General features: G+C 53.5%; 19 protein-coding genes. 6 read left to right on the top strand and 13 right to left on the bottom strand.

What is annotated here, in order from left to right; all coding sequences use genetic code 11:
* Nucleotides 1–75 precede the first annotated feature (75 nt).
* From SB13_RS02250 to SB13_RS02240, 3 genes are all read right to left on the bottom strand, one after another.
* Entirely contained in the window at nt 76–726 is a 651-nt protein-coding gene (locus tag SB13_RS02250) for a DUF421 domain-containing protein (RefSeq protein WP_026738786.1), read from the bottom strand.
* Nucleotides 727–1,018: 292 nt separating this feature from the next.
* Nucleotides 1,019–2,125 (bottom strand): glycerol dehydrogenase, encoded by a 1,107-nt coding sequence (locus SB13_RS02245; RefSeq protein WP_026738785.1) that lies wholly within the window; start codon nt 2,123–2,125, stop codon nt 1,019–1,021.
* 987 nt (nt 2,126–3,112) lie between these two features.
* Complete coding sequence (locus SB13_RS02240; protein ID WP_072000189.1) at nt 3,113–4,771, bottom strand: methyl-accepting chemotaxis protein; 1,659 nt, start codon at nt 4,769–4,771, stop codon at nt 3,113–3,115.
* A 1,116-nt stretch (nt 4,772–5,887) separates the two neighbouring features.
* On the opposite strand from SB13_RS02240, the gene SB13_RS02235 reads away from it, so the two are divergent.
* The 4 genes from SB13_RS02235 (at nt 5,888) to mutS (ending at nt 10,641) form a co-directional block, all read left to right on the top strand.
* Nucleotides 5,888–6,493 carry a DUF3289 family protein gene (locus tag SB13_RS02235; RefSeq protein ID WP_026738784.1) on the top strand — a complete coding sequence of 202 codons (606 nt, stop codon included), beginning with the start codon at nt 5,888–5,890 and terminating at the stop codon, nt 6,491–6,493.
* Nucleotides 6,494–6,581: 88 nt separating this feature from the next.
* Entirely contained in the window at nt 6,582–7,109 is a 528-nt protein-coding gene (locus SB13_RS02230; protein ID WP_051616303.1) for a DUF3289 family protein, read from the top strand.
* On the top strand, nt 7,102–7,494 hold the full coding sequence (locus tag SB13_RS02225) for a DUF943 family protein (RefSeq protein ID WP_026738783.1): 393 nt from the start codon (nt 7,102–7,104) through the stop codon (nt 7,492–7,494). The genes SB13_RS02230 and SB13_RS02225 overlap by 8 nt, the downstream gene beginning before the upstream one ends.
* 588 nt (nt 7,495–8,082) lie before the next feature.
* Nucleotides 8,083–10,641, top strand: a complete 2,559-nt coding sequence (mutS, locus tag SB13_RS02220; protein WP_026738782.1) for a DNA mismatch repair protein MutS — start codon at nt 8,083–8,085, stop codon at nt 10,639–10,641.
* Nucleotides 10,642–11,000: 359 nt separating this feature from the next.
* On the opposite strand, the gene SB13_RS02210 is transcribed toward mutS, so the two are convergent.
* Nucleotides 11,001–11,396, bottom strand: a complete 396-nt coding sequence (locus tag SB13_RS02210) for a copper resistance protein NlpE N-terminal domain-containing protein (RefSeq protein WP_081821813.1) — start codon at nt 11,394–11,396, stop codon at nt 11,001–11,003.
* Between the two features lie 141 nt (nt 11,397–11,537).
* Complete coding sequence (locus SB13_RS02205; RefSeq protein WP_026738780.1) at nt 11,538–12,086, bottom strand: YaeQ family protein; 549 nt, start codon at nt 12,084–12,086, stop codon at nt 11,538–11,540.
* A gap of 211 nt (nt 12,087–12,297) precedes the next feature.
* On the opposite strand from SB13_RS02205, the gene SB13_RS02200 reads away from it, so the two are divergent.
* Entirely contained in the window at nt 12,298–12,498 is a 201-nt protein-coding gene (locus SB13_RS02200; protein ID WP_026738779.1) for a YaeP family protein, read from the top strand.
* Nucleotides 12,485–12,745 (top strand): Rho-binding antiterminator, encoded by a 261-nt coding sequence (gene rof, locus SB13_RS17125; protein WP_026738778.1) that lies wholly within the window; start codon nt 12,485–12,487, stop codon nt 12,743–12,745. The genes SB13_RS02200 and rof overlap by 14 nt, the downstream gene beginning before the upstream one ends.
* Before the next feature lie 52 nt (nt 12,746–12,797).
* Here the strand turns inward: rof and tilS are convergent, their stop codons facing one another.
* The 8 genes from tilS to fabZ all read right to left on the bottom strand — a co-directional run bounded on the left by tilS (nt 12,798) and on the right by fabZ (nt 22,159).
* Complete coding sequence (gene tilS / locus SB13_RS02190; protein WP_026738777.1) at nt 12,798–14,150, bottom strand: tRNA lysidine(34) synthetase TilS; 1,353 nt, start codon at nt 14,148–14,150, stop codon at nt 12,798–12,800.
* Entirely contained in the window at nt 14,140–14,529 is a 390-nt protein-coding gene (locus SB13_RS02185) for a VOC family protein (RefSeq protein WP_026738776.1), read from the bottom strand. The genes tilS and SB13_RS02185 overlap by 11 nt, the downstream gene beginning before the upstream one ends.
* A gap of 103 nt (nt 14,530–14,632) precedes the next feature.
* Nucleotides 14,633–15,592 (bottom strand): acetyl-CoA carboxylase carboxyl transferase subunit alpha, encoded by a 960-nt coding sequence (gene accA, locus SB13_RS02180; RefSeq protein ID WP_026738775.1) that lies wholly within the window; start codon nt 15,590–15,592, stop codon nt 14,633–14,635.
* 12 nt (nt 15,593–15,604) lie between these two features.
* Nucleotides 15,605–19,087: a DNA polymerase III subunit alpha gene (gene dnaE / locus SB13_RS02175; protein WP_026738774.1), complete on the bottom strand. Its 3,483-nt coding sequence runs from the start codon at nt 19,085–19,087 to the stop codon at nt 15,605–15,607.
* 79 nt (nt 19,088–19,166) lie between these two features.
* Nucleotides 19,167–19,763, bottom strand: coding sequence for a ribonuclease HII (gene rnhB, locus SB13_RS02170; protein ID WP_026738773.1), 597 nt, complete (start codon nt 19,761–19,763; stop codon nt 19,167–19,169).
* The gene (gene lpxB, locus SB13_RS02165; protein ID WP_036150015.1) at nt 19,760–20,905 is read right to left on the bottom strand and encodes a lipid-A-disaccharide synthase; all 1,146 of its coding nucleotides are present in this window, start codon (nt 20,903–20,905) and stop codon (nt 19,760–19,762) included. The genes rnhB and lpxB overlap by 4 nt, the downstream gene beginning before the upstream one ends.
* A 5-nt stretch (nt 20,906–20,910) precedes the next feature.
* Nucleotides 20,911–21,699 carry an acyl-ACP--UDP-N-acetylglucosamine O-acyltransferase gene (gene lpxA / locus SB13_RS02160; protein WP_026738771.1) on the bottom strand — a complete coding sequence of 263 codons (789 nt, stop codon included), beginning with the start codon at nt 21,697–21,699 and terminating at the stop codon, nt 20,911–20,913.
* A 4-nt stretch (nt 21,700–21,703) separates the two neighbouring features.
* On the bottom strand, nt 21,704–22,159 hold the full coding sequence (gene fabZ / locus SB13_RS02155) for a 3-hydroxyacyl-ACP dehydratase FabZ (RefSeq protein WP_026738770.1): 456 nt from the start codon (nt 22,157–22,159) through the stop codon (nt 21,704–21,706).
* Between the last annotated feature and the right edge of the window lie 36 nt (nt 22,160–22,195).

Below are 22,195 nucleotides of genomic sequence, written 5' to 3'. Positions count from 1 at the left end.
CAAGGGATTATACGTATCTGTCAAAACGGATTAACGAAACGTAACGTCCGCTATCCGCCGAATATCGCACAAACGCTACTTAAGGACCGAGCCGTCGCGCAGGATAAACATCAAATTGCCGTCCCAAAACTCCGCGATAAAGATGTCATCTTCTTCAAGTTCATGCTCACGAAGCTTGTTTTGCAGCCAATCCTCATCTTTTTCAATTTGTTCCAATTCTTTTCGCCTGATTTCACCGTCTTTCATGACAATGACCGAAGGCATTTCGTTGTCTTCACAGACCACCGTCAACTGACCGCTGGGCTCGATCTGAGCATAGGTAATTTGCTGGAATGAACGAATCCCCTGAGAATGAAGCTGCGAGGCGACATTAAGAATGTCGATTTTGTTCTTCTGTCGCAGGATGTTTTCCATCAGAAAACGGCCTTTTTTGACGATCGGTAAAGGATCGCCAATGGCGATAGAGCGAAAAAGATGAAAATGCTTACTGATAAAATTCAGCAAGGAAATAAGTCCAACGCCAATAAATAACACGATGATGTATTGGTAGAGTGGAATGCTGTCGCTGTAAATAACGCCGCCGATAATCCCCCCGAGAACGAAGTTACCGATGAAGTCCACCGGCGTCATTTGCGATAACTGTGTTTTACCTGAAACATTCAGGTGCGTAATCACAATAGTAAAACCAATAATAAACTTTATTAATACGAAGCAATAATATTCCATCTCTGCTCTATTCACAGCCTCTGCTGTGCCTCAGTTTTATGAACGAAGACAGTATAATAGATAATAAAAATTTCGGATGAATTCAGCGCGGACAGGACGAGTTCACGCGAAAAAATACCCCTACCGCACGATGGCCAGCCGCCGATTGGCAGTGAAAATCCGATGCCATACTTAGGGTCGACGAAAGAGAAAAAGAGAGGTCAGCGGTTAACGGATACGTGCCGCATAAAACGGAGAAGCAGAGACATGCCAACCCGGCAAGCGGGTTGGCATGAGGAGTCAGCGGGAAGCGTTAGGCTTTCGCTTTGTAACGCTCAGCCAGGCTGTTAGCCGCGACCATTGCGTTGTAGACATCCTCTTCGGTCACTTCCATCGGCATGTTGCCCATGGTGTCGTCTTTGTGGCAGGCAATTTCCGCCACTTTACGCCATTCAGCCTCGACAAACGTTTTCAGGCCCATATCTTCCAGCGTCAACGGCAGACCGGCGGTTTTGATGATGCGGATAACTTCATCGAACTCCGCGACCGGCGCGTTTTCTAACACCAGCTGCGTCAGCAGGCCGAATACCACTTTTTCACCGTGCTGGGCTTTGTGCAAATCCGGCACGACGGACATACCGTTATTCACCGCATGGGCGGCCGCCAGACCACCCGATTCGGCGCCGACGCCGCTCAAATAGATCGTTGATTCAATCGCCTGTTCCAGTGCAGGCGTCGCCACTTTGTTTTTGATGGCATCCATGGCGGATTCCACGTTTTCACTCAGCAGTTGGTAACACAGCTTGGCCAGTTCCAGCCCCGTTCTTGACGGTTTCTTCAGTACCAGATTGATGCCGTCCGCCTGATAGCAGGCCCGAGCCTCAAAATAGGTCGCCAGCGCGTCACCCACGCCTGCGGCAAAGAAACGAACCGGCGCTGAAGCAATGATAGCGGTATCCGCAATCACCGCATCCGGATTCTGCGGAAGGAACAGGTAACGGTCAAATTCACCGTTTTCTTTGTAGATAACGGACAGCGCGGTGCAAGGCGCATCAGTAGACGCAATCGTTGGGAACAGGATGACAGGGAGTTTCTGATAGAAAGCCACCGCTTTTGAAACGTCGAGCGTTTTACCCCCGCCCACACCCACAATGACATTCGCTTTCTGAGCGTTGACGATGTCGCCAAGACGATTAATTTCGACGTCAGTACATTCGTAATTAAATTTCTCAGCGGTACATTTCATCCCTTTTTCCAGTAAGGGCGGCACAGCGTCATCTTTCACTTTCTGCAGAATGAATTCATCACAGACGATTAATGCGTTATCCCCGAAGTCTTTTACGAAGTCGTGGAGCTGATTAAGGATACCGTTGCCGATAAAGAATTTTTTAGGAGAGGTTATAGTGCGAGGCGTTTTCATTATCTAAAGCTCCTGAATTATTAAGTCTTGCCGTGCAAGGTTGATTACCCATCCGGCGACCTGGTGTCGCGATATAATAACACCGCCATTATGAAACTAAAGTAATCATTTTTATCGAGATAATATTGCCTTAAGTCAAAAAGCATAAAGATAGGCAAAACCAAATCAGATAACACAAATTTTTTAATAAAATTCATAATGTTATGACATTTATGGCGAATTTATAATTGCATCATCCACGCCAATGCCAGCCAAACAGCTGACGATGTATCTTTAGTTAAAAAACTAATGGCAAAGACAAAGCGAGAACAGCAAACGCCCAATACCTGATGAAATTAGTCGGAATTAAAATATAAAAAAAGGCGCTAATTTTAATCACCCTGCTAAACCAAAATAGCCTGACGCCTGCCTAAAAATAACGCTCAACAACGCTTTCCGGGCTATTACTTCCAAAATGAAAATATCTTTTTGCTCATTAAAAAATAAGTCCATTAGAATTATCCAGGACCCTTTTTCATTCGTTCTCTTTGATAAAAAATGCGGTGTTCATTCCGCCTCTCTATTGCGGTAATAAAGAAAACGATCGGGTTATTTTCCGGCAGTTCGGGGAAATTAATGCCCACAGGCTCCAGATTCACTGATTTTAATTGCTGCCAACGCCATGAATATCCTGAGCGGCGAACGAGGGTGTGACGACCATACCTTCCCCGAGACAGGTTGTGTGTGACCACCAGGCATACGTATCGCTTTCCATCAGGGACTTGCCGACAGGCATCGAAGAGAAGAGAAGGAAATGGAATCAGAGAGCAAACGCCAGGCAGGCGGACACCACAGGGGTGAGTCCGCAACGCCCTTCGCCAATCACTTGTCGGCCCCCGGGAAGTCCATTCGCCGACCGTACNCCCCTTATACGGCTCGGCCCGTTTCCCGGGTCATCACCACAGCGTAGGAAAACTCAGCGGCGGTGAGTGATTGGCGCGCCTGTTTTTAAAATTTTTCCCAGTTATCTTCACCCTTCTTTTTACCGCTGTTGCTTGAAGGCAGCGCTTTGACGTTGGAGGACGAAGACGTTCTCTTGGTTAACGTGGGCTGTAACAGCGTATTTTCATTCGTTGGAAGTTTGAAAGAGGAGACGGCATGAGTGAGATGATGCACCTGCTCTTCCAGCGACGCGGCCGCCGCGGCGGATTCCTGAACCAACGCCGCATTTTGCTGCGTGACGCCGTCCATTTCCGTCACGGCTTGTTCTATCTGACCGATGCCGCGGCTCTGTTCATCGGACGCCGTTGCAATTTCCCCCATCAAATCGTTAATACGCGTAATGGAGGTGATAATGGCAGACATCGCTTCGCCGGTCTTCGTGACCTGATCCGATCCCATGCGTACGCCGTTCACCGATTCGCTGATCAGCCCTTCTATCTCTTTTGCCGCCTGAGCGCTGCGCTGCGCCAGATTGCGCACCTCGCCAGCCACGACGGCAAATCCCCGCCCCTGCTCTCCAGCTCTCGCCGCTTCTACCGCCGCGTTCAATGCCAATATATTGGTCTGGAATGCAATACCGTTGATGACGCTGGTGATGTCTTCGATTTTCTTGGAACTGGCGGTGATGCCCAGCATGGTGTCCCCCACTTCTCGGGCCACCTTTTCCCCATCCTGCGCCGCTTTCACCGCGTCCTGAGTCAGGCTGGTGGCCTGATATACGTTCGCCGTATTCTGTTTGACGGTCGCCCCCAGCTCTTCCATGCTTGCCGCCGTTTCCGCCAGCGCGGACGCCTGCTGCTCCGTGCGGGAGGACAGGTCGATGTTGCCCGCTGCAATTTCCTGAGATGCGTGAGCGACGGTGTAGCTGGAGTCGCGCACCTGCCCGATAATTTGCACCAGCGAAAGACGCATTTGCTCCATCGAACGCATCAGATCGCCAATCTCGCCTTTCAGACGCCCATTCACCGAGGTTTCCAGATGACCGTTGGCAATCTGACTACAGTGATCTTTGGCAACGCCCAACTGATCCAGAACGAAGCGCTTCAGCAGGATCATCATCCCGACGATGATGGCGATAAATACGACAGCGAAAATCGCAATCAGGACCATTGAGAAAGTGAAGTTACTCTGCGCATCCTCATTCAGCCGCTTGGCATATTGCTCGCGGAACTCCAGGAGCTTATCCAAGGCGATTTCGTACTGACGATCCAGCTTACGTACGACGGCCAGCTGCGCATAAAATGTGGGTTCGTCATTTTTGGCTGCCGCATCCAGCAGAGGCTGCAATCCATCCTGGCGGTAAGCGAGATAGGTCGAGCGATATGCGTCGGCCAGCGGACCTTCAGACGGTTGTTTCGGCGCACTGAGGTAAGCCTGAAACGCCGCATCGGCTTTCGCCAGCACGGCATTCGCGCCCTCCAGCGTCGACTGAGTATTCTGGCTGTCCCCTTTTTCCAAATCCTCCATGTATTCCATGAGACGTACACGCAGGGTGCGACTGTGATTGATGGGGTCAATGACCGACAGCACGACACGTATTTCTTTATTCACACTATCCAGAGAGTTGTTGCTGCGTATCAGCATCCACACATTCGATAGCGTACTGGCGAAAAAGATAAGTAAAAGTGAAGCAAGGATGATGAGCGAGAAGCGTTTGATTGACATATTAAGTCCTATATATGAGCAAAACAACGATATTGCCGACATCAGTACTATCGGCAGAAAAAGCACGTAGTTAAGCTCGCCAGGACGGTAAACGGACTCTGCGGCTGACTTTTCATTAAAAACCCGACCAAGATCAATAAAACCCAACAAAGCCATTGAATAACAAGGATAAAACCATTAACTGCGCGTTAATATAGCGGTCTTCTAGATTGGATTGGGTACGGAGTTCATTCGGAAAGGCATTGAAATTATTACCGATATCATCATCCGATGATAGAGAGAGGTCGACTCAATATTTAATCAAAAATTAATCTAAACGGCTGCCGCGCGGTAGAGTAAAACACCCTAAAACATCATCAAGAATAATTCATCTTTAACATAAGGTATTATTCAATATACATTCATTAGACTGCGCGTTTTTTTAGCACAATCGCCATGAGATGACGCAGAAAGACAGCATATACGATTAGCGGGGAGTCGAGTTTCAACCAACCCTCAACGTATCGGGAAAGTGTGGAGTGAGGGGTTAAAACGCAGGCGGCCACGTGGTGGAGTCCCGAATCAGTACAACGCGTGTCCGAAAACAGAATAAGACGCAGCAGTTACCTGCCAGCTTGCGTACTGACTCAGGCAGCACGAGCCCGCCGCGTGGGCAGCGTTGAATAATTAGCATGGCCTAGTCGTACCTTCAAAGACGATTCCGTCCCCCCTTTTGCCTTCCCCCTTTTAAATCTGCGGCTGTTTTTTTACCCTATTGCCGCATGAGCTCTGTTGATAAGAATCGGAGGGATACAAACAGCGATCTTTCAGGCAAACCGCCATTAACCACTCGATTCAACAGGTTATTTATCGCGTTGATATTAAGGCGTTATGATATCAATAACGGTGTTAATAGGGATGATTGCGTAACAGTGTCAATCAGAGAGTTATGCAGTATAAAGCTTTAAATAAAGGGATTTTTGCAGTTGAATAATTTACATATCTACACCGCCAGGCATCTAACAAATATCTACCTTGAGGATATTCCCTACCTGCTTCATCCAGAGCATGCTTACCGCTCTCTGCAACGCATCGCACAACCTGAAGCCAACATTGACGACGCCAGGCTCCCTCCCAATGGGTCTTAGATTATCCGCAGATAAACACCATCTTTTTCACCATCGCCGCTGGATGGCCTATCGAAGCGTGCTGGAAGAGATACGTAGTGGAAAGCTATTACTGATCAGAAACGCGTTTTATGGCGTGGAGATTATGGGCATTCTTTCCGGTGGAAATAGGCTCAACGAAAGGCTGCCTATTTTTCTTAAAGACAGGCTGAATTACCTGATTGATAAACAAATTAAAAGACCCGCCTACAGTTACATACCGCAAATCGTCGAAGAAAGGTTCGCGTCATTTGTGCAGCTTGACTCTTATGAAGAGCACCAAGGACCGCAAAGAATGGCCATACCGGCGCTCATCTTCACCACCAGACATAAAATGGATGATTACGAAGCGGATGACATGAAGTGCGGCGATCTCGATATTGAAACGCTGAAAAGTAAATATAATATCGATGTCAATAATGCATCTTCCGTTGTGGACCCCGTAGAACTTATAAAAAAACAGGCCGACATAAGGTCAATACGATCTTTAGATGCCGAAACACCTATGCTAGAACCGTTATATCTATCGATATCAGAAAACTTTTTAAAAAAGACGCACCTCCTATCGAAAAGGTGACTCAGGAAGAAGCAGCCGCAATGATGTTTGATGAATTCAGGGAGAGTGCAACGGATCTCACTCCTTTGCGGGAAGTGAGAATATCATCATGAAGATGATCAAACACATGCAAGAAAACACGGGTAAGCCATTCAGTAGCCCTTTTCTGGACAGTGCATTGAAAGAACAGATCCTGGAAGACAATTCCAGCAGCAGTACACTTCTCAATATCAAAAAGACGCTTGCATCCTCAATCGATTACGACAACGGATTTATCCCTAAGGATAAAGAGTCGCGTTTTCGCGAAAATATTCAGAAACAGACCGTATTACCCAAGTTTGATCGTTGGCTAGACTATGTAAATGCTCTTAGCCTCTCCGTTCACGATACCTGGGCGACCCATATCACACTTGAGTCCCTGGACATACAGGGGGATTCCTACAAAGCTGTCGTCCATTATCGTGTCCAAGACCATTTTGGGCTCGATGATAAAGATATCCTGAATACTGATTACAATCATAGTTTTGCCATCTTCAAGTTGTGGTTTGTATTACAGCGCTCAAAACAGTACGGGTATAAGCCTTTTATTACCGAAATGAATACCAGAGTGGAAATTAGCGGGAGACGAGGTGAATAAACGAATAGTAGCTAGCTTGATGGCAGCTGTGGCCTGTGGTTATTTACTTTGGCAGTCCCTTCTCCCTGTGGAAATCGTAGCCGTACATGATGGCAACATCATTCTCGTCAAACATTTCCCCTACTTGAAAAACCGCCAGATCGCTTGGTGGGAAGCCAATAAAGATAAAATCCAAGCAACCTATGGCATCCCTCACAGACGTAACGATGGAAGCTATGATTTATTCATCCAAAACTACGGTGAGGGCTACCGTGTAGACCAAGGAACGGACGAAGATACTGACTTATTGTGTTTTGACGACATGACCGTTGAGGCAAAATGTATCGAGAAAGCCCCCCTTATCTGGGTAGGCTGGAGCCAAAACACCGGGCAGTTTTATTGGTAGGTAACATTGGGGGGAAGCCATATCGCGCGGAATAAGCGAGGAACCGCATGAATGAACCACGTCGCGAAAAGTTTCAACATTGACGATTCGTACAATCATTGCTGTAGGTGGCTGCGATGCTCTTTCCTAGAACCGGCTACTCCTTACGTACTGTCGCCCCTTTCCCCTTTCTTACGGATGAACACAAGTCTCTGCCATTTCCAAATAAGCTATTTCACACAAAGTTTGCGGGACGCTTCCGGGTTTTACCTATGTCAGTTTGCAGGTCGCTGAGCTAGTATAGCGGTCAATAAAGGTCGCGATATCCGTTGCCGCCGATGCTTTTTCAGCTTGGTATTCTCGCCAGCATCGGCCTTGAGTGAATCTCCTGGCTCATCGCGTCGCTGGCCTTGAGCGAGAACGTTTTGTTGATCGGTTTTCCTGTCGAACGCGCTCCGCTATGATAGCCCGCTGATTGATTGGCAGGCGTCGCATTCCGACTTCACGACGAACACGACCGGCTGCTCGCTGCGATACACCGGTGATGCCCTACAAGAACAACAAAAATCACCATCGAACGTAAATTCAATGGATTATGAAAATAACCGCATGAAAACCACCGACAACCTCGATAGCCACACCCCCATGATGCAGCAGTATCTGAGGCTGAAAGCAGAACACCCGGAAATTCTGTTGTTCTACCGAATGGGCGATTTTTACGAGCTGTTCTACGATGACGCCAAGCGGGCATCTCAGCTGCTGGATATCTCATTAACCAAGCGCGGCGCCTCGGCGGGTGAACCCATCCCGATGGCTGGCGTCCCTCATCATGCGGTGGAAAACTACCTGGCACGGCTGGTGCAACTGGGCGAGTCCGTCGCCATTTGCGAACAAATTGGCGACCCAGCCTTAAGTAAAGGGCCGGTAGAGCGGAAAGTGGTGCGCATCGTGACGCCGGGCACCATCAGTGATGAAGCACTGCTTCAGGAGCGTCAGGACAACCTGCTGGCGGCGATCTGGCAGGATGGTCGCGGATTCGGTTATGCCATGCTGGACATCAGCTCAGGGCGTTTTCGACTAGCGGAACCTGCCGATGCTGAAAGCATGGCCGCTGAACTGCAGCGCACCAATCCGGCTGAGTTGCTCTATCCCGAAACGTTTGAATTGATGTCGCTGATTGAACATCGCAACGGGCTGCGCCGCCGCCCCCTGTGGGAATTCGAGCTGGATACGGCCCGCCAGCAGCTGAACCTGCAGTTCGGTACGCGCGACCTAACGGGCTTTGGCGTCGAACAGGCCAAGCTCGGGCTGCGCGCCGCCGGATGTCTGCTGCAATACGCCAAAGATACACAGCGCACCTCACTGCCGCATATTCGCGGCATCACGATGGAGCGCCAGCAGGACGGCATCATTATGGATGCCGCGACGCGACGCAATCTCGAACTGACGCAGAACCTGTCCGGCGGCCCCGAGAATACGCTGGCGGCCGTGTTGGACTGCACCGTGACGCCGATGGGCAGCCGGATGCTGAAACGTTGGGTGCATATGCCAAGCCGCAACGTTCAGACGTTAACGCAGCGTCAGCAGGCCATTGGCGCGTTACAGGACTTGGCCGTCGAATTGCAGCCTTTTCTACGTCAGGTCGGCGATCTGGAGCGTATTCTGGCGCGGCTGGCGCTGCGCACGGCGCGTCCGCGCGATCTGGCGAGAATGCGCCATGCCTTTCATCAACTGCCGGACATTCATGCCCAGCTGTCATCGATCGACGCCGATGCGATTCAGCGGCTCGCCAGCCAGATAGGCCAGTTCGACGAACTGCGGGATCTGCTGGAACGCGCGGTGGTTGAAGCTCCCCCAGTTCTGGTTCGGGACGGCGGCGTTATCGCCACCGGCTACAACGAAGAGCTGGATGAATGGCGCAGCCTTGCCGCGGGCGCCACCGACTACTTGGACAAGCTGGAAATCCGTGAACGCGAAAAGCTCGGCATTGATACGCTGAAAGTCGGTTTTAACGGCGTGCACGGCTATTTCATCCAGGTTAGCCGCGGTCAAAGCCATCTGGTGCCGATGCACTACGTGCGCCGTCAAACGCTGAAAAACGCCGAGCGCTATATCATCCCCGAGCTGAAAGAGTACGAAGACAAGGTTCTCACCTCTAAAAGTAAGGCGCTGGCGCTGGAGAAAGCGCTTTACGACCAGCTGTTTGACCTCCTGCTCCCCCATCTGGCGGAGTTGCAGCAAAGCGCCAGCGCGCTGGCGGAATTGGACGTGCTGAGCAACCTGGCGGAACGGGCGGAGACGCTTAACTATGTCTGCCCGACATTGAGCGATCGCCCCGGTATCAAGATCACAGGCGGCCGCCACCCCGTCGTAGAACAAGTGCTCAGCGAGCCGTTTATCGCCAATCCGTTGTCGCTGTCCCCGCAGCGTCGCCTGCTGATCATCACCGGTCCGAATATGGGCGGGAAAAGCACCTATATGCGTCAGGCGGCGTTGATCGTACTAATGGCCCATATCGGCAGTTATGTACCGGCTGAGCAGGCCGTCATCGGCCCGGTCGACCGCATCTTCACCCGCGTCGGCGCAGCGGACGATCTGGCGTCAGGCCGCTCCACCTTCATGGTGGAAATGACGGAGACCGCCAATATTCTGCATAACGCGACGGAACACAGTCTGGTGCTAATGGATGAGATCGGCCGAGGTACGTCANCCTACGACGGCCTGTCGCTGGCCTGGTCGTGCGCGGAAACGCTGGCAAACAAGATCAAAGCGATGACGCTGTTCGCCACCCACTACTTCGAGCTGACCAATCTGCCGGAGAAAATGGAAGGCGTCGTCAATGTTCATCTGGATGCCCTGGAGCACGGCGATACCATCGCCTTTATGCACAGCGTGCAGGACGGCGCCGCCAGCAAGAGCTACGGACTGGCGGTAGCGGCGCTGGCGGGGGTGCCGAAGGACGTGATCAAACGCGCGCGTCAAAAACTGAAAGAGCTGGAAACGCTGTCCAATAATGCGTCAAGCAGCCACATCGACGGGGCGCAGTTGATGCTGCTGGCTCCCGAAGAACCGCCGGCCGCGATTGAAGCGCTGGAGACGCTCGACCCGGATATGCTGACTCCGCGTCAGGCGCTCGACTGGCTCTATCAGTTGAAAAAGATGCTCTGAATCGAAGGAAAAACGCTGTACGGCCGTCGCAAGGCGGCCGTGACTATTTTCCGCCTAGCCCAACATCGCCCGACGATTTATTAACGCCCTGTCTCCATACCCGCCAAATCCTCCTACAGAACAGAGGTCAGCAAACCATTTTGTGAGTCATGCGAGGAAAGAAAACCCGCCTGTTCAGGAAACGGTTATGTGGGGAAGTTTTGTGTGGAGAAAACAGGGGAAGTTTCAGCGGAAGACGAAGCCGACAGCGGGCGTCAGTCCTGATAGCCAAAAAGCGAAGTTATCTCACTCTCTGTTTATTCCCCTGTTCGCATTTGATGCGGGGGAAGCGATAAGACTGGCGCGTCTCCGCTCCGACATTATGCAGGATTGACGGCAAACAGGCGGTATTGCTGAGAGGAACGCAATGGGCGGCCGTTATCATCTAATACCGTCAGATCGTTATTTTTCGCCAAAAAATAACGCTTAGCACCGTGGGTGTTCGTAAGCACCAGCTTATCCGCAGTGCGTTGCCATTGACCTTTCTCTAGCCTGCGCAGAGGACGCCCTTCGCTATCCACAACATGCGTATTCAGAACGAAACTCCCGTCGGCGTCGAGATACAGCGCAATAGTCCGGCTATCGGGTAACGAGCCCCGATAATGCTGCGCCATCGGCTGCAGTGACTCAGACTGAACGGTCGGATGCGAATGGCAGCCGATAAGCCCCGACAGACCAAACATCAAGACACTACTGATGATCAGCTTATGCATCATAATCTCCCTGCTTTTCTGCGCATCTATCCCTACGAGCGAGGTCTGTTTCGCGTGAGTTCAACATGACTGCGAACCTCGACACAGCCACCCGTTTAGCGCAGAAATGAAGGAAAGGATGGCCTGATTGAATAGCGATCATCCCTATTGCCGCGCAATTTTCCAGTCATCAAAAACGACTTCCAGATGATTCTGAGCGTCCGATAACCAGATGGTGCCTTCCTGCAAGGTGGCCTGTAGCGACATATTGCGCCCGACCAGAGTGGTCATCTGCATCAGCTGTTTATCATCCAGAAAACGTACCGTCAGGTTGGAAAGCTGCGCCGTTTTATCCGCCATCGTTTGCCACCAGACTCGCGCCGCGCGCTCGTTGTAGGCATACAACACCACCTCGCGCGACAAGCTGCATGCTTTCTTTAAACGCTTTTCATCCGGCAATCCCAGTTCGATCCACAGCTCAATCTGCTGATCGTCACTGTGCCGCCAGATCTCGGGTTCGTTGTCGGCGCAAAGGCCTTTCGTAAACCGCAATGTCTCGTCGGCGTGGCAAATCCACGCCAGCAGCCGCAGCATCATGCGTTGATCGGTTTCGGAAGGATGCTGCGCTATCGTCAGTGCGGCATCGTGGAAAAAATGGCGATCCATATCGGCAATATTGACTGCCGCTTTGTACACCGTTGCTTTTAACGCCATGTTTCACCTCTTGGTTTGGGCCGACAGTGTACTGGAGAAGCGCCGTGCCTCACACCCCGGCTTTGGTATTAGGTCTCGGGCATAATACTGATAACCGGTCAATGCCTATGCTATAGTCGGCTGGCAAGATAGCATTCATTTTCTTCTTAGGCTTATCACCTCCGGTGACGTCATTATGAAGGCTACCAGGCTGGCTCTTAGGGAGGGTATAGTGCAAAAATACGGTGAATTAGTACGTCGTCTCTATGCAGAGATCGCCAGCGGTGACCTGGGTTATCTACCCGATGCACTGGGTTGTGTATTGAAAACCCTGGACGAAATTGCCTTAAACAGCGATTTGCCGTCCTCAGTCAGGGAACAGGCGGCCTATGCCGCCGCTAACTTATTGGTGAGCGATTATGTCAATGAGTAATGAATATCAACCCATCAATTGTGATGATTACGACAATCTTGAAGCCACCTGCCAACAGCACCTGACGTTGACGGTGGAACTGCGTAACGGTGAAGTCGTGTCCGGCAAAGCCTGTGACATCATTTCGCGCAAGCACGTCGAATATCTGCTGCTTGATGATGCGGGCGATGTCAGAGAAGTTCGGCTTGACCATATCCTCAGCTTCAGCCATCCCGAAATAGGTAAAGTCGTGGTTAGCGAACCCTGACCGAACTTTTTCCTGCCAATTTAAACGGACAACCTGGTTGTCCGTTTCCACTTCAAAGCCCCGATGACATCAGAGAAGCAGGATGCCAGACGATACGCCAGACCGTGTCTTCCGACTCAGGACGCCCTTCCCGCGTGACAAACGTTCCCACCGCCGCGATAAGCTGTTCGCCGTAGAAGATCAACGGCGTCCGTTCCCTCAACCAGGGCGCAACCCCTAACTCCTGCCACAGTTTTTTTATCTGGCGCCCGTGTTCGCGCCCGACGATGTGAAATTTTCCCTGCGCATGAAAGCGGACGGTTACTGCTTCGTCGGGATACGGCTGGCGCACCGCAACCCCCTGAGGCCCCAGCGCCAGCGAACCCAGCCCCGAGGGAAGCGCCAAAGGCGCTGACGGCGGGTCCCAGGTCAAAATCGCCTCTCGGACCGACGCACGCAGCGGCAACACATATAAACAATCGCGAAAACGTCGAATCTGCCACTGCCCCAGCAGCAACTGTGGTTCCGCGTCCCGCCGGCAGAGTGCTACTTCCTGCCACAACCGCTGTAGCTGCTCCTGCGAAGGCATCCGCACGCCCTCGGCCGCCAGCCAACGCCGTAACAGTGCTGAGCGTCGCTGCGGGCTATAAGATGCTAGATCCGTAATCGACAATCCGCCGTCGGTGCGGCGAAGCGATTGCAGCGACTCGGCCAGCAACTCGTCCAGCAGTTGCTCTTGTTCCGCACAGAGCTTGGCGCTGCGAGAGACCGCCGTCGGAAAATGGGGCCAGCGCTGCGTCAAAACAGGTAAAACGTGGCGTCGCAGGAAATTGCGATCAAAGCGATCGTCGCTATTGCTGTCGTCTTCAATCCATTTCAGGCCGTGATACGCCGCATACTCGGCAAGTTGAGCGCGGCTGCAGTTCAGCAGCGGTCGTAAATGCATCCGCTCGCCGAACGGTGTCGACGATGCCATCGCCGACAGCCCTGCGGGACCACTGCCCCGTTTAAGCGCCAGCAGGAAAGTTTCACTCTGATCGTTGAGATGCTGCGCCGTCAGTAGCGCTTCTTCCGGGGACAAATGTTGACGGATGGCCCGATAGCGCGCCTCGCGGGCCGCCGCTTCGATTCCTCCTTGCTCCGCCTCTACCTTCACCCGCAGAGTGCTGAACGGAACATCCCAGGCGGCACACTGCCTTGCGCAGTGCAATGCCCAGCTGTCGGCAAACTCACTAAGTCCGTGGTGGACGTACGCCGCCCGCAGCAATAGCCCACACTGTTCGCGTAACGTTACCAGCAAATGGAGCAGCACGGTGGAATCCAGCCCGCCGCTGTAGGCGAGCAGGTAACGGTCGCCGGACGTCACCTGACGCGCGACCGCGTTTAACAGTTCCTCATCGATACGAGCAGAAGCGCTATCGTTCATACAATTCCAACGGCAAATCATCCGGGTCGGCAAAGAAGGTGAATCGTCGCCCGGTCTCTTCATCAATACGAATAGGCTCGCAGTTTACGCCCCTGCGGGTCAGCTCGCGGACCGACTGGTCGATATCATCCACGGCAAAGGCCAAATGCCTGAGTCCCTGAGCTTCGGGACGACTCACGCGCGAAGGCGCATCCGGGAAAGAGAACAGCTCGATGATGTAATGGCCATTCAATGCCAGATCGCCTTTCCAGGAGTCTCTGGCGGCACGATAAATCTCGTGCTGCAGGGTGAATCCCAGCAGGTCGCAGTAGAAGCGCTTACTCCGTTCGTAGTCAGATGCAATGATGGCAATATGATGAATTCCTTGAAGTTTCAGCATAACGACTCCCGGCAACCGCGGTGTGAGGAAAGGATAAGGGCCATCATAACAAAAAAGTCCGCGGTCATTGCTGACCACGGACTTTTTCAGACGGAGAGAACAATCAGCAGTAGCCGTAGTTCATCAACCGCTGGTAACGACGATTCAACAGTTCCTGATCGCTGAATGCATCCAGCTCACGCAAGTCAGCCAGCAGCTGAGATTTCAGCGAAGCCGACATGGCGTCAACGTCGCGGTGCGCGGAACCCAGCGGTTCAGGGATCACCGTGTCGATCAGGCCCAGTTCTTTCAGACGCGGAGCGATAATGCCCATCGCTTCTGCGGCTAACGGCGCCTTGTCCGCGCTTTTCCACAGGATAGAGGCGCAGCCCTCAGGGGAAATCACGGAGTAGGTGCTGAACTGCAGCATGTTGACCTTGTCGCCCACGCCGATCGCCAGCGCGCCGCCGGAGCCACCTTCACCGATGACGGTGCAGATGATGGGAACGCTCAATTCGGACATCTCACGCAGGTTACGCGCAATCGCTTCAGACTGGCCGCGTTCTTCCGCGCCCACGCCCGGATAAGCGCCCGGGGTGTCGATGAAGGTGATGATCGGCATTTTGAAACGCTCGGCCATTTCCATCAGACGCAGCGCTTTGCGATAGCCTTCCGGCGCCGGCATACCGAAGTTGCGGCGAATTTTTTCTTTGGTTTCACGGCCTTTCTGGTGGCCGATGACCATGACGGGACGACCATCCAGACGCGCAATGCCCCCAACGATCGCTTTATCGTCAGCGTAGGCGCGGTCGCCTGCCAGCTCATCGAAATCGGTGAAAACGCGTTTGATATAGTCGAGCGTGTAAGGACGCTGAGGATGACGTGCCAGTTGAGCAACCTGCCATGCGCCCAAATCGGCAAAGATTTTACGCGTCAGTTCTACGCTTTTTTCGCGCAGACGCTTAACCTCTTCATCCAGGTTTATATCCAATTTTTCGTCTTGACGGCTGACGGCGGTCAAAGAGTCAATTTTCGCCTCCAACTCTGCAATCGGCTGCTCAAAATCAAGAAAATTCAGACTCATAGTAATCCTATATTAGTCAAATTCCAGTTCTACCTGTTCATTACCCACTACGGTGCGCAGATCGTTCAGGAGCACGTCGGTCGGGGTCACGCGCCATGCTGCGCCGAAGCGTAGCCGAGCTCGCGCATCCTCCCGCTGGTAATAAAGATGCACCGGAATCGTCCCTGATCGATGGGGATCCAACGATTGACGGAGACGGTTTAACAACTGGTCATCAATTTGCCTGTCAGTCAGCGAGATAGCAAGTCCACGCGCATATTTTTCCCGCGCTTCGCTGATATCTAAAATCTCGCGCGCGGTCATTTTAAGCCCGCCGCTGAAATCATCAAAACTGACCTGTCCACTGACGATCAAAATTCGGTCTTGCTCCAGCAAATGCTGGTATTTATCCAATGCATCGGTGAACAACATCACCTCCAGACGACCGGAGCGATCGTCCAGGGTACATAAACCGATGCGGTTGCCTCGCTTGGTCACCATAACGCGGGCGGAAAGCACGAGACCCACCGCAGTGGTGATTTTGCCCCGATCCGTTGGGTGCATATCTTTCAAACGCACGCCTGCGGCATAACGTTCGATTTCCTTCAGATATTGGTTGATGGGATGGCCGGTCAGATACAGACCCAGCGTTTCCCGCTCACCATCCAGTACGACCTGTTCCGGCCAGGGGGGAACCGTGCTGTAGGACTGTTCGACCTGCTCATGCGTTTCCGCCAGCACGCCGAACATGTCCACCTGACCAATAGCCTCCGCTTTCGCATGCTGTTCGGCCGATTTCATCGCATCCTGCAATGAGTTCATCAGCGCCGCGCGATGCGGGCCGAGACGGTCGAACGCACCGGACATAATCAGCTTTTCCAGCACACGGCGGTTGAGCTTTTTGATGTCCGTGCGCGCGCAGAGGTCGAACAGATCGCGGAAATAGCCACCCTGATTACGGGCTTCGATGATAGCCTCAATCGGCCCCTCGCCAACCCCTTTGATCGCGCCGATGCCGTAAACGATTTCTCCGGCGTCGTTGACGTGGAAGTGGTACAGACCGCTGTTGATGTCCGGCGGCAGGATTTTGAGCCCCATACGCCAGCATTCATCCACCAGTCCGACGATCTTGTCGGTGTTATCCATATCCGCCGTCATGACCGCGGCCATGAATTCCGCCGGATAGTGCGCCTTCAGCCACAGCGTCTGATAAGACACCAGCGCATAAGCGGCCGAGTGCGACTTGTTAAAACCGTAACCGGCGAACTTCTCCACCAGGTCGAAGATTTTCATCGACAGTTCGCCGTCGATACCCATCTTCTCTGAGCCGGCTTTAAACACCGAGCGCTGCTTGGCCATCTCTTCGGGTTTTTTCTTACCCATGGCGCGGCGCAGCATATCCGCGCCCCCCAGAGTATAGCCGGAGAGCACCTGCGCTATCTGCATCACCTGTTCCTGGTACAGGATGATACCATAGGTCGGTTCGAGCACCGGTTTCAGCGACTCGTGCTGCCACTCGATATCCGGATAAGAGATGGCTTCCCGACCGTGTTTACGGTCGATGAAGTTATCGACCATCCCTGACTGCAGCGGGCCCGGACGGAACAGGGCCACCAGGGCGATCATATCCTCGAAGCAGTCGGGCTTCAGACGTTTGATCAAGTCCTTCATGCCGCGGGATTCCAGCTGGAACACCGCGGTGGTTTCCGACCGCTGCAGCATGTCGAAACTTTTCTTGTCGTGGAGCGGAATGGCGGCGATATCGACCGGCGGCAACCCTTGCTTTTCCTGACGCGGGTTGATCATCTCCAGCGCCCAGTTGATGATGGTCAGCGTACGCAGACCCAGGAAGTCGAACTTCACCAGCCCGGCGTACTCCACATCGCTCTTGTCAAACTGGGTGACCGGATGCTGCCCTTCCGGGTCGCAATACAGCGGCGCGAAGTCGGTAATTTTGGTCGGCGAAATCACCACGCCCCCGGCGTGCTTGCCGGCGTTACGGGTCACCCCTTCGAGTTTGCGCGCCATGTCGATCAGCGCTTTGACTTCCTCATCCGCCTCGTAGATTTCGCCCAGCTGCGGCTCCGCGGCAAACGCTTTCTCCAGCGTCATTCCCGGATCGGGCGGCACCAGCTTGGAGATACGATCCACGAATCCGTACGGATGGCCCAGCACGCGCCCCACGTCTCGGATCACCGCCTTCGCCGCCATGGTACCGAATGTGATGATCTGCGATACCGCATCGCGGCCATACATATCCGCCACGTGATCGATAACTAGGTCGCGTTTTTCCATGCAGAAGTCGACGTCGAAGTCGGGCATGGAAACACGTTCCGGGTTCAGGAATCGTTCGAACAGCAGATCGAATGCCAACGGGTCGAGGTCGGTGATTTTCAGCGCATAGGCGACAAGCGACCCGGCACCTGAACCTCGTCCAGGCCCCACGGGCACGTCGTTATCTTTCGACCACTGGATAAACTCCATCACGATTAGGAAGTAGCCGGGGAATCCCATCTGGTTGATGACCTGCAGCTCGATATCGAGGCGCTCGTCATAAGCTGGCCGCCGCTGCGCACGCTCTTCTTCATCCGGAAACAGGAACGCAAGACGCTCTTCCAGCCCTTCCCGAGAGCGCATGACCAGATAATCTTCCGTCGACATATCGCCGGTGGGGAACTGTGGCAGGAAGTACTCACCCAGTCGAATGGTCACGTTGCAGCGCTTGGCGATCTCAACGCTGTTAGCCAGCGCTTCGGGAATGTCGGCAAACAGCTCGCACATTTCCTCTTCGCTACGCATGTACTGCTGGGGACTGTAGTTGCGCGGCCGCTTGGGATCGTCCAGCGTATAGCCGTCGTGGATCGCGACGCGAATTTCGTGGGCGTCGAATTCGTCGGCGTTGATGAAACGTACGTCGTTGGTCGCGACGACGGGCAGGCCGTGCTTGGTGGCCAGCGCTACCGCCGCATGCAGATAGCTTTCTTCATCGGACCGACCGGTACGGATCAACTCCAGATAGTAACGATTAGGGAAATGTTCCTGATAAAAAGCCAGACACTGTTCCACTAAAGCGTCATTGCCACGCAGCAGGAATTTGCCGATGTCGCCCTGACGACCGCCGGACAGCAACAACAGGCCTTCCTGATGTTCCACCAGCCAGTCGCGATCTATCGTCGGGCCAGCGGCGCCATAGCCGCGCTGGNAGGCGCGAGAGATCAACAGCGTCAGATTCTGGTAGCCGACGTTATTCATCGCCAGAATAGTGAGGTGCGCCAGTTCGTCGGCCAGCTCCTCGCTCTGAAGATAAAAATCAGCGCCGACGATGGGTTTGACGCCAGCGCCATGAGCGCCGCCGTAAAATTTCACCAGACCGCACAGGTTGGAATGGTCGGTGATCGCCAGCGCAGGCATGCCCATCGACGCCGTTTTTTTCACCAACGGTCCGACCTTAGCCAGCCCATCGATCATGGAATAGTCACTGTGAACACGCAGGTGAACAAAACGTGGTTCGGCCATCTCCAGATCCCAGTATTTATTAAATCGAATGTCGCCTGCGACTCATATGTCCGCAGGCATCACATAATCTGTGCTGGCGTTACGCCAGCCCCAGCGCCCGCTTCACCGGAGCAAAACTCCGGCGATGATGATGCGTTGCGCCGTGCATCGCCAGTTTTTCCAGATGGTAAGCCGTGGGATAACCTTTGTGCTTCGCAAAACCGTAATGCGGGAACAGTAAATCCAGCGCTTCCATCTCACGATCCCGCGTCACTTTCGCCAGGATGGACGCGGCGCTGATCTCCGGCACCCGGCTATCGCCTTTGACGACCGCCTGTGACGGCATCGGCAAGGCTGGGCAGCGGTTGCCATCGATCAACACGTAGTCGGGCGTCAATGACAGACCGGCCACGGCGCGCTGCATCGCCAGCATGGTGGCGTGCAGGATATTCAGGCTGTCGATTTCGTCCGGCTCTGCCCGGCCCAGGCTCCACGCCAGCGCTTTTTCTTTGATTTCATGATACAGCGCCTCGCGCCGTTTCGCGCTGAGCTTTTTGGAGTCGGCCAGACCGACGATGGGTCGAGCCGGATCAAGAATGACGGCGGCGGTCACGACGGCGCCCACCAGCGGGCCTCTTCCGACTTCATCCACGCCGGCAATGCAGGTTGCCTGCGGATAAACGAAAACATCATTCATGGTTTTGCCAACTCCAGTACCGCCTGAGCCGCCTGCTCATCGGCATCACAGCGTATCTGCTGGTGCAGATGTAAAAAGGTTTCTTGTAATTCGTGGACCTGAACGCTGTCCTGTAACCAGGGCAGCAAAGCCTCTGCCAGCTTGTCCGGGGTACATTCGGTTTGCAGCAGCTCTTTCACCAGTTCTCGCCCGGCCAGCAGATTGGGCAGTGAAACCCAGGGCGTTTTGACCAGCTTGCTGGCCAGCCAGAAGGTGAACGGCTTCATCCGATAACCCACCACCATCGGACATTTCGCCAGCATGCACTCCAGCGCCGCCGTCCCCGAGGCCAATAGCGCCGCATCGCTGGCAATCATCGCTTCGCGCGCTAACCCATCCAGCAGACGAACATTCAAATCCGGCGCGACCTCATTTTTGATCTCTTCGAACTGCTGCCGTCGCTTGGCGTTGACCAGCGGTACGACAATCTCCAGATCGGGGCAGGATTCGCGCAAGAGTCTGGCCGTCAGAAGGAAATCTTTGCTCAGCATTTCGACTTCTGCGCCGCGGCTCCCCGGCAGTATCGCCAGGCAGCGAACATCGGGAGCTATCCCCAGCGTCGCCCGGGCGGCCAGCTTGTCAGGATGCAGCGGCATCGCGTCGGCCATGGTATGCCCAATGAAGCGGCAGGGAACGTTGAAACGATCGTAAAACGCCTTTTCAAAAGGCAAAAAGGCCAACACCAAATCGGTGGCTCGACCAATTTTGAAAACGCGTTTTTGGCGCCAGGCCCACACAGAAGGGCTGACGTAATGAATGGTTGTGATCCCGCGCTGCTTCAACCGCCCTTCCAGCGTGATGTTGAAGTCCGGCGCGTCGATGCCCACGAAGACATCAGGCTGCAACTCGGTGAAACGTTGGGTCAGATCCCGGCGAATTTTCAGCAGGCGCGGCAGGCGCTCCAGCACCTCCACGATGCCCATCACCGCCAGCTCTTCCATTTCGTACCAGGCTTCACAACCTTCGGCTTGCATGCGCGGACCTGCCACGCCGACAAAGCGCGCATTCGGGACTTGGTTTTTAATGGCGCGAATTAAACCGGCGCCAAGAATATCGCCGGAGGTTTCTCCGGCGACAAGGGCAATAGTCAGGGGACGGGTCATAAGCGTCAGCGAATAATGCCGCGCGTAGAGCGGGTGAAGAAATCCAGGTAAGCCTGAACCGCAGGATGGTCCGCGGCCAGCGCTTCAATCTCCGGCTTGACCTCATCCAGCGTCTTACCGCTACGGTAGATAAGCTTGTAGGTGTTGCGTATTGCGTGCAACGTCGCTTTATCAAAACCACGGCGCTTCAACCCTTCGATATTGATACCGAACGGCGTGGCGTGATTCCCCTGAGCAATCAAGTACGGCGGCACGTCCTGAGCCACGCCGGAGCAGCCGCCCACCATGACGTGCGCACCGATGACACAGAACTGATGTACGGCGGTCATACCGCCGATGATAGCGTAATCATCGACGGAAACATGGCCGCCCAGCGTCGCGTTATTCGCCAGGATGCAGTGATTTCCCACGACACAGTCGTGAGCAATGTGCGTATTGATCATCAGCAGGTTATCGCTGCCGACTTTAGTCAACCCCTCGTCCTGCGCTGTGCCCCGGTGGATGGTCACGCTTTCGCGGATGCGGTTGCGATCGCCTATCTCGACGCGGGTCGGCTCGCCTGCGTATTTCAGATCTTGGTTAACCTCACCGATGGAAACGAACTGATAGATCTCGTTATCCTTTCCGATGCGGGTGACTCCGTTAACCACGACGTGAGATTTCAGCACCGTTCCCGCACCGATCTCTACCTGAGAACCGATCCAGCAGAAGGGGCCGATGTGTACGCCGGCACCGATGACGGCTCCGTCTTCAACAATCGAACTGGGATGAATAAAGGCGGTTTGATCAATCACGTTATCAGGCCTCCCGACGACGAGCGCACATCATCTCTGCTTCACAAGCGATTTCACCATCCACTTTCGCAACGCCTCTGAAACGAGCGACGCCACGGCGTTCTTTGATGAATTCCACTTCCAATACCATCTGATCGCCCGGCTCAACAGGACGTTTGAAGCGCGCATTATCGATCGCGGCAAAGTAGTACAGCTCGCCGGGTTCCAGTTTACCGACGCTTTTAAACGCCAGAATACCAGTGGCCTGAGCCATAGCTTCTAGGATCAGCACGCCGGGGAAAATCGGTTTACCTGGGAAATGCCCCTGGAAAAAGGGTTCATTAAAGGAAATGTTTTTCACTGCACGTAAAAATTTACCTTCCTCGAAATGCAGTACGCGGTCTACCAGCAAAAACGGATAGCGGTGCGGCAACAGTTCCAGAATCTCTTCAATGTGCAGAGTATGGGTGTCAGTATTCAAAATACTCTTCCTGTCTTAATAAAAACGTCATCAACA

It is taken from the genome of Lonsdalea quercina subsp. quercina (genome assembly GCF_000688695.1).
Lineage (GTDB): Bacteria > Pseudomonadota > Gammaproteobacteria > Enterobacterales > Enterobacteriaceae > Lonsdalea > Lonsdalea quercina_D.
The sequence above is the reverse complement of the archived record's forward strand: the minus strand, read 5'-3'. Positions and strand labels throughout refer to the sequence as shown.

What these genes read in the sequence shown, in the direction of transcription:
- SB13_RS02250 (WP_026738786.1), bottom strand. Translation starts at nt 726, where the DNA reads ATGGAATATTATTGCTTCGTATTAATAAAGTTTATTATTGGTTTTACT.
- SB13_RS02245 (WP_026738785.1), bottom strand. Translation starts at nt 2,125, where the DNA reads ATGAAAACGCCTCGCACTATAACCTCTCCTAAAAAATTCTTTATCGGC.
- SB13_RS02240 (WP_072000189.1), bottom strand. Translation starts at nt 4,771, where the DNA reads ATGTCAATCAAACGCTTCTCGCTCATCATCCTTGCTTCACTTTTACTT.
- SB13_RS02235 (WP_026738784.1), top strand. Translation starts at nt 5,888, where the DNA reads ATGGGTCTTAGATTATCCGCAGATAAACACCATCTTTTTCACCATCGC.
- SB13_RS02230 (WP_051616303.1), top strand. Translation starts at nt 6,582, where the DNA reads ATGAAGATGATCAAACACATGCAAGAAAACACGGGTAAGCCATTCAGT.
- SB13_RS02210 (WP_081821813.1), bottom strand. Translation starts at nt 11,396, where the DNA reads ATGATGCATAAGCTGATCATCAGTAGTGTCTTGATGTTTGGTCTGTCG.
- SB13_RS02205 (WP_026738780.1), bottom strand. Translation starts at nt 12,086, where the DNA reads ATGGCGTTAAAAGCAACGGTGTACAAAGCGGCAGTCAATATTGCCGAT.
- rof (WP_026738778.1), top strand. Translation starts at nt 12,485, where the DNA reads ATGTCAATGAGTAATGAATATCAACCCATCAATTGTGATGATTACGAC.
- tilS (WP_026738777.1), bottom strand. Translation starts at nt 14,150, where the DNA reads ATGAACGATAGCGCTTCTGCTCGTATCGATGAGGAACTGTTAAACGCG.
- SB13_RS02185 (WP_026738776.1), bottom strand. Translation starts at nt 14,529, where the DNA reads ATGCTGAAACTTCAAGGAATTCATCATATTGCCATCATTGCATCTGAC.
- accA (WP_026738775.1), bottom strand. Translation starts at nt 15,592, where the DNA reads ATGAGTCTGAATTTTCTTGATTTTGAGCAGCCGATTGCAGAGTTGGAG.
- rnhB (WP_026738773.1), bottom strand. Translation starts at nt 19,763, where the DNA reads ATGAATGATGTTTTCGTTTATCCGCAGGCAACCTGCATTGCCGGCGTG.
- lpxB (WP_036150015.1), bottom strand. Translation starts at nt 20,905, where the DNA reads ATGACCCGTCCCCTGACTATTGCCCTTGTCGCCGGAGAAACCTCCGGC.